This window comes from Martinezella sp. CNPSo 3795 (genome assembly GCF_057784475.1).
The window spans coordinates 13,870-27,109 of sequence record NZ_JBXSOQ010000003.1 but is presented as its reverse complement, the minus strand read 5'-3'; the positions used below and the strand labels follow the sequence as shown (position 1 = coordinate 27,109).

The following is a 13,240-nucleotide window of genomic DNA, read 5'->3' as shown; positions in this document are numbered from 1 at the left end:
CATATAATAGCAATCCGGTTTCCCAGCGATCGCATAGGCGGATGTTGAGCTCATCAAACGAATATTCGCAGGAAAATTCCCGAGCGTACACCGTCATTCTCCCGTCTTGGCGATCGGCGATATCCCGGCAATACCGGTTCCCCTCAACGCATCGGTCGGTGCGATGATGAAAGCATTCGGCCTTTTCGGCATGAATGGCACTCTCCTTCGATGGCCTTGTAGCCTTTTCAATCGTAGCGCTTGGTACGTCCGGTTTCGCTGACTTCGGGCTAGATCCTACGCTTGCCCGGGCTCATTCCATTCAGGACCAATGGCTCTTATCGGTGAAGTTGCCATTCAACATGATGTATGTCAACATATTTTATGTTTATTGTGTAGCTCAAACAAAAAATGGCTGTAGCTAAATTGATTTTATTTGCGTGCGATATGACCGCAGATGCGGCCGATGATCGTCAAGCGGTCCAATTCGACGGTGAAAGTTTCCAGTGCCGGATTGTCGGAAATGATCTTGACTTCGCTTGGCCGGCTAAAGGGAACTCGCTGGAGGCGCTTGATCTGGGGTTCCGTATAGCCGTCGCTGATCGCGTAGACCGTATCGGTGGTCATTTGGTTCTGCGAGAGATCGACGATCACGCGATCGCCAGGCATATAGGTCGGCTGCATGGAATCGCCGACAACTTCCATGATAATTGTGTGGTTCGGTGAGGCCTTTGCCTCGTTTCGCAGATATCCGGTGGGGATAAGCCATTCCGCGACGATCTTATGCCCGGCAACATTGCCCGAACCGACGGGAAGGTTGATGACTTCGCCGACGATGCCGCTGCCGGCGCCGAGCTTGACGTCCACCTCAGGGGTTGCGCCTTCGATCTGTGGCTTCCAGTGTTCCCGGCTGTAGCTGAGCTCGTCGCTGCTTTCGGCAAATCCATCGTGATCCTGCTCGTCGGGATCGAAGGACATGACGATGTTCGGTGCCAGGCGTGCGGCTTTGCGCGAGCCTTCGCCAGTCAGCAGGTAGGCCGCGGTCGTGCCGAATTTCTTGGCATAGCGATTGGCGACTTCGGCGCTGAATTCGTTCTGGCCGTTTTCATGTGCGCGATAGGTGGACAGGCTGACGCCCAGCGCTTCTGCCGCCTTCGTCGCTGAAGGATAATTCGCGGCTTCGCGCGCCGCTCTCAGTCGTTCGCCCATGGATTTCTGCATCTTTCGACCCTTGCAAAATTTCCGACATAAATCATGTTGACATCTCCATTATTATCAACATAATTTGTGTTTATCAAGATGCCCGTGGTGCAAAACGCTAATTGGCACGTGAGTAGCCTGACGCGGCACGCGGCAGATAATATTTTAGAGGTGAAGTGATGATCATGGGCAGTGGGAGCAGGAGGGCAGCGCCGCGGGCTGGATATTTCGATCGTTTCTGGGGGTGCCCCGGATGCCTTCGAATTTTGTCGATCGCGGAGATCATCGAGCTGCATTGTGAGAGTTGTGATGAAGCTGTCCAGCCTGCGGAGATGACGGAGGCCAAGTCTTTTTCCGAGGCAGTGGGCCAGGAGGTGCTGCCATGATCGAAATGCTTCAGGGCCTTCTCGCTTGCATCGGCGCGGCGTTGTTTTTCGCCGCTATGGTGATTGCGATGAAGTCGGCCATTTGGAATTCGCCAATGCCATCCCTCAAGGATGAAGACTCCGGTGCCCCGGAAGGAGACCAAATTCACTTCCGCATTGTCGAAGACTCCACGCTTGAGCCCAGAAAGCCGGCGCAGGCAGCAAAGCTGCGCAGGCGGTAGACGGGCACCAGAACGTTAAAACTCAATCGGAAACCCTAGAGATAGACCTGGCCAAGCGAGCCGGGGGAGGTTGCTATGAACGAATTTCAAATCGGAACAGAGGCCGTTGCCGGTGGCCACCTCGGCTGGATTCGCAAGGTTCACCGAGCCACAAATGAGATTCTTCGAGATAGTCGGGGCGAACCGATCGTCTTCGAAACGCAGGATGCCGCCAAGGCTGCAGCCGGCGAGGCGATGGTCGCTTATCTCAACACGCCTATGCTGCGTGATGGGGCGAGGGTGGAGGCAATTTCCAAGGCGGAGGCCTTCTTCAAACCCAAATCGCACAGCCCTATCGCCGTCGCTGGAAGCGCTTCATGAGCGGTCCATGGATAAAAAAAGGATCAAATTCACCGACGAAAGGAGTTGAACTGTCATGACCAAAGGCAGGCTGGATCTTCTTCTCGATGGACTCGGCATCAAGCTGGTTCCTGTCCATCGGCGCCGTGCGCCTGCGGAGAGCCATGCGCGCGGTACGATGCAGGAAATCCGAGGCCGCTACGGCGATGGCCATCTGGTCTTCGTTCTACGATGCATCCGGCAAACCGGGAGCAATCGCGATGAACTCTGGTCGGACACGATCGGCGCCGTATCCGATGTTCTAGCGCAACGGCAGGATTGGGCGCTGCAGCGACCCGGCGATCTTCTGGGCGCCTTTGATGATATCGCGCTTGCCACATTGCGCACGGATGCGGTGGCGCGGCGGCCGTGGCCAGTTCGGGCGACATTGCGAACGCTGATTTATCAGGAATTGGAGAAACGACTTGATGCACCGGTCCGCCTTGCAGTTTGATGACCTGTCCCTTCGCGCGGCCGAGATCGCCGATCTGAGCCTGATCATCCGTGCACGTTTCGTCGAAGCTGCCGATACGATGGTTCATCTCGACGTACGCGGCATCCGGCCCGACAGGATGCGGACGCTCTGGCCGGAGGTTTTGCCCGAACCGATGGATCAGGCCGATATCCGCGTTCGCTATCGTCCGAGCGCGGCGGCAATCAGCCGGGCAGAAGAGGTCTTGCAGGAATGGCTGCGCGTTCATGTCGGGGACGAGGAGCGGCGCATCCTGCTTTCGCGATGGTCCATTTGCCTTGCCGCCCCCTATATCGCCGGTTCATTTCGGGATTTTTGTGCGCGGACAGGGCGCGTACGGCGCACGGCCGAACGACGTATTCAAAGCGAATTTCAGAGTCTTGCAGGTGCGCTCCTTGTCATCTCTCCGATCTTGCAAGAGCCTGATTGGTCGCGCATTGCACCGATGATGCCCAACTCGCCGGGCGGTATCGAACGAGTGAAACCAGCGGCACCCAGGCATGAGACGCACTGGTTGCCGGATGATGCGCGGCCTGTCTTCGATGCGGCAAGTCCCGAACTTGCCGAACTGGCCAAGCGATTGGAGCGGGAAAACCGCAGGCGTGCCAAGATGAAAGCCTGAGCCGTCGCAATGATGCGGTCCGAACCCGCAATCATTGTGATGCGCTAATGTCTCCGATCGGTGACTCTGCTTAGCTGAAGACAAAGACGCCGGCTGGACGGGTCTTTGTGGTCACCTCGCCGAAATCTGGGACCGTGTATTCTGCCAGGAGCCGAAGACGCGATGTCGGCAAATGAGCTCGCCATGGATCACCGATCAGAACCATAATTTCCCGAGCCAGGCAGCGATCCAGAAATGCGATGACGTTTCCCGCAAGCGCTGCTTCATAGAAAAGATCTCCGACGCATATGATGTCGACGTCAGGCGGCTCGCTTTGCGTCAAGTCGGCGAGTACCGTATCGATCATCACGTCATTGAGTGCGGCATTGAGCTCGATAGCTGCAATTGCATAGGGATCGACATCGGCGGCATAGACTTTTGCTGCGCCTGCCTTTGCAGCGGCAATCCCGACAATTCCCGAGCCGGCACCGAGATCTAATACGCGGTGACCAGCCACGCTTTCGGGCCTGTCGAGAAGATGACGAGCCAGAACCAGACCTCCTCCCCAATAATGCGCCCAGTAAGGTGAGCCGAATTGCGGATCGCGCTCGGCGAGGCGCCGCAGTCCGCTTTGTGGGCCTGCTTTATGCAGGCGAATTTCGGGCATGCCGGGAACAGGCAGCACCGGGAGATTAGTAGCAATGAACTGCCGAACCGAATCCAGGTTCACGGAACCATCCGGATCGTCATCTGGTGGAGATCTGCTCAAGAGCTTCCCTTGACTGAATTTGATTGCACATGTCTCGGATATTTCGATGCCAACGGGTAAGCGTTGACGGGTATATCGTTCAATTTGTCGGACCGCAAAGTCTAATATTCCCCTGAAATTTCAATAGGTTATTTTCTGCCTCCGTCAAAGTCCTCATTCCTTGCGCGGCGATCGGCCTTCAAGGGTGTCGCCAACTGCGCCGAAATGCGGTATCTATTTTGGCATGATGAGAACAGTTGCAGCGACGCACTGTCGACCGCAAGCGTTGTTTTGAACCGCTTGTTTTCTTTCAAAATCCCATCGGAAATCTGAAGCATGACCAATGCCGACAAGCCGGTCGCGCCGCGCAAACCGCGTGCGCGCCGTCGCAAGGCCGTTTCCGCCGACGACACGCCGCTTGATTACATGCTGAAAGTAATGCGCGACGACGAGGCGGATCAGAAGCGGCGCGATGAAATGGCAAAGATAGCAGCCTCCTATGTTCATCAGAAACCTAGCGAGCGCTCTGGCGCCGGGACCAAAGGAGGCCGCGGCGTCACCATCGACCTAACCAATGCCACGGATGAGCAGCTTGCGATACTCGAATCCCTCTTCAGTCCGCTTGCCGGATCCGGCGACGATGATGGCGGCGATCCAGGAGGAGAGGGCAAAACGGAGAACTGAGCGCGAACAGGCCGAGGTCGCCACCCGGCTTGCCTTGGATGCTGAACGAATTCGAGCCAACTGCCAATCGCTGACGGGGTTCGTTCGGGAGGCCTGGCACGTCGTCGAGCCCTCCTTTGACTATGTTCATGGCTGGCATATCGATGCCATCTGCCAACATCTCGAAGCAGTAACTTCGGGCGAGATTACCCGGCTGCTGATCAACGTGCCGCCAGGTACGATGAAGTCGCTTCTTTGCGGCGTCTTCTGGCCGGCATGGGAATGGGGGCCGAAAGGCAAGCCGCAGCTGCGCTATCTCGGCGCCTCCTATTCGGAACATTACGCCAAGCGCGACAATAGGCGCATGCGCGACCTCGTTGCCTCCGAATGGTATCAGGCGCTTTGGGGTGATGTCGTCAAGCTGACGAGAACAGGCGAGATGGCTTTCGCCAACACCCGTACTGGTTCGCGTCAGGGGGTGCCGTTTTCGAGGTTGACCGGTGGTCGCGGCGATCGTGTCATCATCGACGATCCACATTCGGTCGATGGTGCGGAATCCGAAGCAGAACGTTTGTCCACGGTTCGCACATTTCGCGAATCCGTGCCGACGCGGCTCAACGATCCTCAACGCTCGGCGATCGTCGTTGTGATGCAGCGGCTGCATGAGGCGGATGTCTCCGGCACTATCCTAGCGCTCGGGCTCGGTTACGAACATCTCATGCTGCCGATGGAATTCGAGCCGGAGCGCCGATGCCGGACCTCGATCGGATTTGTCGATCCCAGGACTGAGGAGGGCGAACTGCTTTTTCCGCAGCGCTTTCCTCGTTCGGTGGTCGAGCGGGACAAGGTCCCGCTTGGCTCCTATGCGGTGGCAGGCCAGTTTCAGCAGCGGCCTGCGCCTCGCTCGGGCGGTTTATTTCAGCGCAACGATTTCGAGATCGTCGAAGCGCTGCCTGCAGGCGCAAAGCGTTGCCGCGCCTGGGATTTCGCGGCTTCGAAAGCGCGTCCTGGTCGCAAGCCGGACTGGACAGTCGGTCTGCGCATGGCTTTGATCGGCGGTGTTTTCTATGTCGAAACCATCGCGCGCGGACGCTGGTCACCCGCCGAGGTGGAGCGCAATCTCAAGAATACTGCATCGCAGGACGGGCCGACGGTGACGATCCGCATGCCGCAAGATCCCGGTGCGGCCGGCAAGGCCGATGCGGAAACCAAGATCAAGCTGCTCGCCGGCTTTCCTGTAAAAACCATATCGCCAACCGGTGACAAGGCGACGCGCGCCAAGCCGGCCTCGGCGCAGGCTGAAGCAGGAAATGTCAAGCTTTTGCGCGGGGACTGGAACGAAGCATTTCTGGATGAGGTCTGCGCCTTTCCGAATGGGCAGTTTGACGATCAGGTCGATGCCTTCGCCGACGCTTTGAACGAACTCGCGCTGAGTTCGTCCTTCAGCTTCAGCAACTTCTAGGCTCGCCTCGTGCGTGCCTCTTCATCCATCATATCAAAGGACAATCCATGGGGCAGGTATTCTCGATGGTTCGCGACGGATTGGTGAGCCTTGCATCCCGCATGGGCACCGAACGCGACAAGGCGGCATCTGTTTTCTATACGCAGCCGATCCTGACGGACGAGCAGATCATTGCTGCCTATCGCGGCTCCTGGCTGCCGCGCAAGATCGTCGACATTCCGGCGCTGGATAGCTGCCGGAAATGGCGAAACTGGCAGGCGGCGAGCGATCAGATCGGCTTGCTCGATGCGGAGGAACGACGTCTCAATCTACGCGGCAAAGTGCTGGAAGCAGCGACGAAAGCACGGCTTTTCGGTGGCGCTGCCCTGTTCATTGGCGCGGAAGATGCCGATCCAGCGTTGCCGCTTGAGGCGGAGCGAATCGGGAAGGGCGGCCTTAAACACCTGACGGTGCTGACGCGCCGTCAGGTGGCTGCCGGGGACATCGAGAGCGATCCGACCTCGGAATGGTATGGTACGCCGAAATTCTACACGCTGACCGGTGCTAACGGCATTCAGGTGACCATCCATCCGTCTCGGCTCGTCATCTTCAAGGGGGTGATGGCGACCAATGAGGATTTTGGCGGCATGGGTAATCATGCTTGGGGCGAAAGCGTGCTGGCCGCGATCTTCGACGCGATCAAGAATGCCGACAGTACGGCGGCCAACATCGCCAGCCTCGTCTTCGAGGCGAAGATCGACATTATCAAGGTTCCGCAGTTCTCGGCGAATATCGGCAATCAGGCCTATGAGGATGCGGTGCTGCGTCGCTACGCGCTCGCCAACACCATCAAGGGGGTCAACGGCACCCTGATCCTCGATGCCGAAGAGGAATACGACAGCAAGAGCGCACCGCTCTCTGGTCTTACGGATATTCTGATGGCCTTCCTGCAGATCGTTGCCGGCGCGGCCGATATTCCGGTCACCCGATTGCTCGGCCAATCGCCTGCCGGCATGAATGCTACGGGCATGGCCGACATGAAGAATTATCACGATCGGATTCAAGCGATCCAGGAGCTCGATTATACGCCGGCGATGTCCCGGCTCGACGAATGCCTTATTCGCTCCGCCACAGGAGCGCGCGATCCAGCCATCTATTCGACATGGGCGCCGCTGGAGCAGATGAGCGAGAAGGAGCGGGCCGATATCTTCAAGACGAAAGCCGAAGCGGCACGAGCTTTGTTTGGTTCGTCCCCCGGCCAAGAAATCATCCCTCGGCTAGCGTTGTCGGAGGCACTGGTGAACACCCTTGTCGAGGATGGGGTGTTGTCGGGGTTGGAGGCGGCAGTTCGGGCATGAATGATCTCACTTGCTCCGAAAAACCGATCAGTTCTACAGCCGATAGAGAGACCTAAACTCGCTGTCTCTCCTACCTGGGATGATGGTGAAAGAAGGTAAGTATCGTCGAGCTCATCAATGTATCACGCTGCAACATCTTTATTGCACAGCTTTTGCACGCATATACTTAATCGCAGCGATACAATCGTTTGCAATCGTTACGATTAATTCTTAAATCTGTGCTGGTGATGCTGTTCGGGAGGATGGAGTTGGCAAAGCTTGCGTGAAGCTAACCACTTCGACTGAATCTCAGGGCGGGTATTGATTCACTTGTTGTCAAGAATTAAGTTTTAACTTAATGGTGCGGCTGAGCGCAGTATGGAAGATCTAATCGAAGTGTGCGTCGGCAAGCGCTATAGAGTTATGATGACGCCGCAAGTAGCTAAAAAGTTCGAAAAATCGGATGCGCGCCAGCGCAGCCGGTGTCTGCAGTGGATGAAACGGTTCGCCGAGGACGGCGATGAATATCTCGACGATGAGAAGTTCAAATTCGAAGGCCGCTTCTCCACCGGCCAGAAAGCCGGAACAAAGGTTGCGATTTCTGCATTCAAGGCATGGCAACTCCGCGTGTACGGAGGTGTTGCAGTCGAGGGAGTGTTTATTGCGACCGAGATCGATACTGCAAAAAAGCAAAATGCTGCGGATCGTGCGACGCTTGAAGCTGCGGCGCGCAAATTAGCAACGTACATGTGACAGGAGGACAATATGAGATTTGGTCCCGCTGATGAAAATGAAGCCGTCATCTTCGCCACTGAGGAGCTTCGAGCTGATATTCAGTATGACATTTTGCGTGCAATGAAGGATGCAAACGTCTCGAAGGCAGAATTGGCGCGACGCCTCAAGGTTAGCCCCGCATGGGTTTCTCAGATTTTGGGCGACGAGGCCAACCTGACGATCGAGACTATTGCTAGGATCTATTGCGCGCTTGGCTCACGTTGCGAGTGGCATAGCATGCCTGCAAAAGAGGCAGCTCTTCGCCAAGGTTACTGGAGCACGTCTGCACCAGTAGCGAAGTCTGTTGGCTGGGCCATGGCTGATGAAGTTTCGATGCAATCAAACTTTGTTGAAGTCGAAGCGGTCAGCATGGTGGTGTCGACCACCACGAATATGTTGATGAAGCTTATTGAGAAGCAATCTCGCAAATCGCCACCTATGGTTGTGAATGATAATCTCTCAGAAAAGCTCTTTGAGCAAGCAGTTGTCGCATGAGTGAAGTTAGCGTTACTAAGATTGATTCCGAAGTCACGAAGGCTGAGGCGCTTGAAGCCTACAATCTGATCGTTGAGCATGCCGATCTTCTTGATATCCGTTTGATGGATCTCAAGTTTTCGGTAAAGCCTGAATACTTTGCGGCATTGCGAGAAGATGAAGAAGGCGGAAGGCCGCTTTCGCGTTCATTTGATGGCGAGCTCACGGCAATCAATTACGACTCGGAGTCTAAGACGCTGGGAGGCCATTTTACTTGGCTAACCACCGTAACGATCTCTAAGAAGAAGCTTCTTAAAGTTGAAGCTCAGTATTTTGTCGTCTATAGCGGCGTTCCTGAGGTCGCGAAGGCGCACCTCGAAGCTTATTTGCAGAGAGTGGGGCGTTTCGCGTCTTATCCATATTTTCGCGGATTGGTTGCGCATCTCTCTTGGGAATCCAATGCTGAATTGCCAGTGATGCCGGTAATTAAGAGCTCACGGTCGCGTGGGTAATCGCAGTCTTCTCGATCCGTCTACCTCACCAACTTTCTTGAAAAAATATACTGGATCCCGACCGTCTTCATAAGCGCTTGTCGGGATTGCCCGCGGTCCAATGCCGACCGCTATCAGCCAATTTCGGGCTGGACGCTTTCCAAAGCCAAATGCTTCCAAGAAGCACCGAAGATCTGAGAACATTGAATGAGGCAATCTGGCCTCTAGCCTGAGAAGACGCCCTCGGCTGCTTCCCTCATAGGTTGCCAAGGCCACTTTCAGCCAGAGTCGATTCCGACCAAGGGAAATCCCAACATGAATTTCACAGACACTGTCACCGTCGCGGGGACGCGGCGGACGGGAGACGGCTATCTTGTCGCTGACGCCCGCATCGCTCGCACCGGCATTCAAACCTATGCCGGCGCCGAGATCGGCAAGCCCGAGATGCCCACCGTACGCATCTACCGGCCAGGAGGCGAGGTCTTTTCCGAGGACACGCTGAAGAGCGCCGCTCACCGTCCGGTGACAAATGAGCATCCGCCGGAAATGGTCACCTCGGAAAACTGGAAGAAATACGCTGTCGGTGAACCTCTCCGCGCAACGGCTGGCCGAAGCGATCGTCGAGGCAACGCCTGTAGCCTCCGGCGAACTTGTCAATTCCTTCCGGGTCTCCGCCCCGCCACGGCAAATTGCTGACACGGAGGGATCTGACGAAGGCCAGCCGATTAATCTGGCCGGCCTCGGCGTGCCGCTGGGCGGCATGATCCATATGGGTTTCACCGCGCCGCATGCCGCCGCCGTCGAATATGGCAAGGATGGGCAGGCGGGGCAGGGCATGGTGCGGCTTGCGGCGCGCCAATGGCCTGACATCGTCGAGCGCGCCGCGCGCGACCCGGCGGACTGATCCCTCGAAATTTCAACATCATAGACAAGGTGACGCATGGCGACGGCAACGGACGCTCTCATTCTGGCTGCGCTGCTGGACCATCTGGCCGCACTCCAATTCCAGCCGCCGTTGCCGGTGGCGCAGCCGGGTATTGTCTTTCCTCCGGCGGGAGAAGATAAGCCGGATAATTATCTGGCCGTCAGCTTCCTGCCCAACCGCCCCCGGCAGGTGACGCTCGGCGACGATCCGCAGCAGAAGCTCGGGCTGCTGCAGGTTTCCGTCTATTGGAAGGCCGGCGGCGGGCTGATCAAGCCACTCGATGCCGCCGGCCAGGTCATCGACCATTTCAACAACAAGACGCTCTTCGCCTCTGGCGTGAAGATCACGATCAGTGGCGAGCCGTGGGCCGCAGGCCCGATCCAAGAGGATGACCGGGTGCAGATACCGGTCACCATTCCCTACACCGCCTTTGAACCGGAGACATGATCCATGGCGAACAAAAGCACGAAGAAGGGCTCGAAAGTCTACGTATGCGAGACGCCCCAGAATACCGACCTGACGGCCACCGCCTACGCTGCGCTGACCTGGGTGCAGGTGGGCAAGGTCGGCAAGGTCGGCGATTTCGGCTCGGACTCCACCATCAACCACTACGATACGCTGGATGAGCCGGTGCAGCAGAAGCAGAAGGGCGTTTCCAACGCCGGCGACCCGGAGCTCGAAGTCGCCTCCATCGCCGACGATCCCGGCCAGGACATCCTGCGCACCTTCGGCGATCCGCTTAACGTCAACAATATGGCGATCAAGGTCGAGCGCAATGACGCGCCGCAGGGCAAGACCAACACGGTGTTCTATTCGCGCGGCGTCGTTTCCGGCCCGCTCTATCCCGGCGGCGGCTCCGACGATTTCGATCTGGAGAAGTTCAAGATCGGCCTTAACCAGCTGCCGATCCGCGTCGATCCCGTCACCACGCCGTAAGCGCGATCTTTCGGAACCTTACGCGCGTCGCTCTCCTGCGGCGCGCGGCCACTTTCACATGTCCCAACCGATAAGGTGTTTCCTTGGATATCTCCAGTCTTGTCAATTCCGAAGATCTCTTCGAGCTGCAGCTCCTGCATCCGGCCACCGAGGAGCCGCTCGGCATCTCCTTCATGATCCGCTCGGCCGAGAGCAACGAGGTGAAGAAGATCGTTCGCCAGCATAGCGACCGCTTCCTCGCCAGCCGCAAGAAGAAGCTGACCACCAGCAAGGTCGAGGCCGAATATCTCGACAAGGCAGCCGCCGCCATCGCTTCCTGGAGCTGGGGCGAGCAGCAGTGGAAGGGCGAGCAGCCGGTGCTCTCCTTCGAGAAGGCCCGCGAAGTCGTCGAGGAAGCCGGCTGGATCTACGATCAGGTGGCCGGCGCCTCGGAGGACCGCGCAAATTTTATGAAGAGCTTGCCGAAGGGCTTTCAGAAGCCGTAAGGATCGTCGCGCGCTATGATTGCGTGCGCGATACAAACGGCGAGACTCGGCGCGAACGCAACGAGACCTTCGAGCTTTTAAGCCCGGAGGCCGAGGTGCCGGAGGCCGGTCATGCGCTCTGGGACTGGTTCTGGGACTTGCGCTCGGCGCAAACCCCCGGCTTTTCCGGCCCGGCGCCGCTCTCCCACCAGGAAATGCTTGCCTGGCTGCAGCTGACCGGCAACCTCCTGCGCCGTGAGGACATCGCCGTGCTAAAGGCGATGGATGGGCGCTATTGCCAGGCGGTGGAGGAGGAGACGGAGGCGATCAGGGCGCGGGAGGCGGGGTAGGGGAGCTTGCCATAGAATTTCAGTAGGTAAGTCTCACATTGTCTACGGCAGCGCCGGCGTCAGTACCTTGTATGCCGACGTAGCTGCAGGCCGCTTCAATCCGCTGATATCGGCTTTGGACGATGGCGTTTGTGCTCAAGTAGACATAAAATTCTACCGGCTTCAGAATGCCTTGATCGAACTGTTTCAGCTTCTCTTCTCGCATCGAAGGGCTGTCGTCGGTCTTTTCAAGGTAGCTTGCGAACGCACTGCGACCCATTGGAAATTGGGATTTTGAATGGTCAACTTGCGTATAGGTAGCTGATGAACCAAGGCGGCATTTCAGTGCGGCTTCGCACGTTGCCACCATTGTTAGCGCCGCCGCAGGTTTTGATGGTGTGGTCGCTTTCCACTCACTCGTGTTTTGAGGAAGAGGTTTCTTTTCTGGCTCAGCATAGCCCAACTCTTGGTTGCGCGCGTCAACCTCTTTGACCGCTGCAGAGGTCATTTTGTCGAAGAAGTCGGTAGTTTCTCCTGCATTGAATCGCTTTACGTCTTTCCAGAGACGAAAGCAAAACGAGGCCCGAATGTCAGGAAATTCCGCTCGGCAATCATCCGCTTCGGCAACCATGAGAGCTAACGAACCATACGTCTTTTCGCCTGCTTTCGCACGGACTTCTTCTCTCAATGCATCGGTGCATTTGAATTTTCGTTCGGCAAGCTTGGCAGCCTTCTCCTCCTGCCATGCCTGGTAGTATTGCCAACAACGCCGCCGACAATCGCGGCGCTCGCGATTACCACTATGCATGCAGTTGCGATCAAAGCCTTTAGCCAAACGTCCATAAGTGTCTCTCAGAAATTCTAAGGAATGCCAATGCGGATGCCGTTACTTCAGCTGAACGGCCGTCTGAATGTGTCGCGAACTCATCCCGTATAGGGGGCACACGGAGAATGCAGTCAGAAGTAGCTGAAACCTCATAGTCGCCCGCTTTTGTTAGCGCTGCGTCTCTAACCACTCCGCGTTCGTTTTGCCGTCGATCATTACGTAGAGACGGTCCGCTCTGGAGGTGTCTTCATTGTCAGTTGGATATTGACATCTGGAGGTGCCGCGAATTGGTGTGCCATAAGCGTTAGGAGCATCGTAAGTTATAAGAACCTCAAACATCAGAGGTTTTACCCGACTTTGGTCAAAATCCTTCATCCTGGCTCCCTGGATGAGCGGCCCATATTCGTCTCCCGCCAAATAGCGTTTGTAGTCGGCGCGGTTGAGAGGCTCGTTGGATTCTTTGATTTCGACCCGCTTGTATCCTGCCGGTGCTAAAAGTCTCAATTTCAAAACTTCTTCGCACACGGTTACCAATTTCGATTCAGAAGAGCTACAGCCGCCAATGGCTGGCAGCAAAAGAGCCACGCTGACCAAT

At 56.8% G+C, this 13,240-nt stretch carries 19 protein-coding genes and 1 pseudogene; 16 read left to right on the top strand and 4 right to left on the bottom strand.

Annotated elements, in window-relative coordinates; genetic code table 11:
- Nucleotides 1–411: 411 nt before the first annotated feature.
- Nucleotides 412–1,200 (bottom strand): XRE family transcriptional regulator, encoded by a 789-nt coding sequence (locus AC13QY_RS09755; RefSeq protein WP_145632560.1) that lies wholly within the window; start codon nucleotides 1,198–1,200, stop codon nucleotides 412–414.
- Nucleotides 1,201–1,561: 361 nt separating this feature from the next.
- Here AC13QY_RS09755 and AC13QY_RS09750 point away from each other — a divergent pair, with 361 nt between their 5' ends.
- The 4 genes from AC13QY_RS09750 to AC13QY_RS09735 all read left to right on the top strand — a co-directional run bounded on the left by AC13QY_RS09750 (nucleotide 1,562) and on the right by AC13QY_RS09735 (nucleotide 3,258).
- Nucleotides 1,562–1,786, top strand: a complete 225-nt coding sequence (locus AC13QY_RS09750) for a hypothetical protein (protein ID WP_145632564.1) — start codon at nucleotides 1,562–1,564, stop codon at nucleotides 1,784–1,786.
- A gap of 75 nt (nucleotides 1,787–1,861) precedes the next feature.
- Nucleotides 1,862–2,146 (top strand): hypothetical protein, encoded by a 285-nt coding sequence (locus tag AC13QY_RS09745; protein ID WP_113351921.1) that lies wholly within the window; start codon nucleotides 1,862–1,864, stop codon nucleotides 2,144–2,146.
- A 55-nt stretch (nucleotides 2,147–2,201) separates the two neighbouring features.
- A complete protein-coding gene (locus AC13QY_RS09740) occupies nucleotides 2,202–2,618 on the top strand; it encodes a hypothetical protein (RefSeq protein WP_069612591.1) in 417 nt (138 codons plus the stop codon).
- Nucleotides 2,593–3,258, top strand: a complete 666-nt coding sequence (locus tag AC13QY_RS09735) for a DUF6362 family protein (protein WP_145632567.1) — start codon at nucleotides 2,593–2,595, stop codon at nucleotides 3,256–3,258. The genes AC13QY_RS09740 and AC13QY_RS09735 overlap by 26 nt, the downstream gene beginning before the upstream one ends.
- 70 nt (nucleotides 3,259–3,328) lie before the next feature.
- On the opposite strand, the gene AC13QY_RS09730 is transcribed toward AC13QY_RS09735, so the two are convergent.
- A complete protein-coding gene (locus tag AC13QY_RS09730; RefSeq protein ID WP_145632570.1) occupies nucleotides 3,329–3,967 on the bottom strand; it encodes a class I SAM-dependent methyltransferase in 639 nt (212 codons plus the stop codon).
- 354 nt (nucleotides 3,968–4,321) lie between these two features.
- Between AC13QY_RS09730 and AC13QY_RS09725 the strand changes: the two genes are divergently transcribed.
- The 12 genes and pseudogenes from AC13QY_RS09725 to AC13QY_RS09670 all read left to right on the top strand — a co-directional run bounded on the left by AC13QY_RS09725 (nucleotide 4,322) and on the right by AC13QY_RS09670 (nucleotide 11,840).
- The gene (locus AC13QY_RS09725) at nucleotides 4,322–4,669 is read left to right on the top strand and encodes a hypothetical protein (RefSeq protein WP_145632572.1); all 348 of its coding nucleotides are present in this window, start codon (nucleotides 4,322–4,324) and stop codon (nucleotides 4,667–4,669) included.
- Nucleotides 4,626–6,110: a phage terminase large subunit gene (gene terL / locus AC13QY_RS09720; RefSeq protein WP_488493408.1), complete on the top strand. Its 1,485-nt coding sequence runs from the start codon at nucleotides 4,626–4,628 to the stop codon at nucleotides 6,108–6,110. The genes AC13QY_RS09725 and terL overlap by 44 nt, the downstream gene beginning before the upstream one ends.
- Nucleotides 6,111–6,157: 47 nt before the next feature.
- On the top strand, nucleotides 6,158–7,447 hold the full coding sequence (locus AC13QY_RS09715; protein ID WP_488493407.1) for a DUF1073 domain-containing protein: 1,290 nt from the start codon (nucleotides 6,158–6,160) through the stop codon (nucleotides 7,445–7,447).
- 357 nt (nucleotides 7,448–7,804) lie between these two features.
- Nucleotides 7,805–8,179, top strand: coding sequence for a hypothetical protein (locus AC13QY_RS09710; RefSeq protein ID WP_152096228.1), 375 nt, complete (start codon nucleotides 7,805–7,807; stop codon nucleotides 8,177–8,179).
- 12 nt (nucleotides 8,180–8,191) lie between these two features.
- A complete protein-coding gene (locus AC13QY_RS09705) occupies nucleotides 8,192–8,695 on the top strand; it encodes a helix-turn-helix domain-containing protein (protein ID WP_152096229.1) in 504 nt (167 codons plus the stop codon).
- The gene (locus tag AC13QY_RS09700) at nucleotides 8,692–9,186 is read left to right on the top strand and encodes a hypothetical protein (RefSeq protein WP_152096230.1); all 495 of its coding nucleotides are present in this window, start codon (nucleotides 8,692–8,694) and stop codon (nucleotides 9,184–9,186) included. Before AC13QY_RS09705 ends, AC13QY_RS09700 begins: the two co-directional genes overlap by 4 nt.
- 294 nt (nucleotides 9,187–9,480) lie before the next feature.
- Nucleotides 9,481–9,753: pseudogene (locus tag AC13QY_RS09695) on the top strand (DUF2213 domain-containing protein); the annotation flags it as partial.
- Complete coding sequence (locus tag AC13QY_RS09690; protein ID WP_488493406.1) at nucleotides 9,749–10,069, top strand: HK97 gp10 family phage protein; 321 nt, start codon at nucleotides 9,749–9,751, stop codon at nucleotides 10,067–10,069. The pseudogene AC13QY_RS09695 and the gene AC13QY_RS09690, both read left to right, overlap by 5 nt.
- A 36-nt stretch (nucleotides 10,070–10,105) precedes the next feature.
- Complete coding sequence (locus tag AC13QY_RS09685) at nucleotides 10,106–10,537, top strand: phage tail terminator-like protein (RefSeq protein ID WP_488493405.1); 432 nt, start codon at nucleotides 10,106–10,108, stop codon at nucleotides 10,535–10,537.
- Nucleotides 10,538–10,540: 3 nt separating this feature from the next.
- Nucleotides 10,541–11,026, top strand: a complete 486-nt coding sequence (locus tag AC13QY_RS09680) for a hypothetical protein (RefSeq protein WP_113332842.1) — start codon at nucleotides 10,541–10,543, stop codon at nucleotides 11,024–11,026.
- A gap of 83 nt (nucleotides 11,027–11,109) precedes the next feature.
- Complete coding sequence (locus AC13QY_RS09675) at nucleotides 11,110–11,511, top strand: hypothetical protein (protein WP_004116243.1); 402 nt, start codon at nucleotides 11,110–11,112, stop codon at nucleotides 11,509–11,511.
- A 23-nt stretch (nucleotides 11,512–11,534) separates the two neighbouring features.
- Nucleotides 11,535–11,840, top strand: coding sequence for a phage tail assembly chaperone (locus AC13QY_RS09670; protein WP_113332843.1), 306 nt, complete (start codon nucleotides 11,535–11,537; stop codon nucleotides 11,838–11,840).
- Between the two features lie 19 nt (nucleotides 11,841–11,859).
- Here AC13QY_RS09670 and AC13QY_RS09665 read toward each other — a convergent pair whose 3' ends face one another.
- Together AC13QY_RS09665 and AC13QY_RS09660 are read right to left on the bottom strand one after the other, a co-directional pair.
- Complete coding sequence (locus AC13QY_RS09665) at nucleotides 11,860–12,654, bottom strand: hypothetical protein (RefSeq protein ID WP_210252942.1); 795 nt, start codon at nucleotides 12,652–12,654, stop codon at nucleotides 11,860–11,862.
- A 159-nt stretch (nucleotides 12,655–12,813) separates the two neighbouring features.
- Nucleotides 12,814–13,230, bottom strand: a complete 417-nt coding sequence (locus AC13QY_RS09660; protein WP_152096233.1) for a hypothetical protein — start codon at nucleotides 13,228–13,230, stop codon at nucleotides 12,814–12,816.
- Nucleotides 13,231–13,240: the final 10 nt, after the last annotated feature.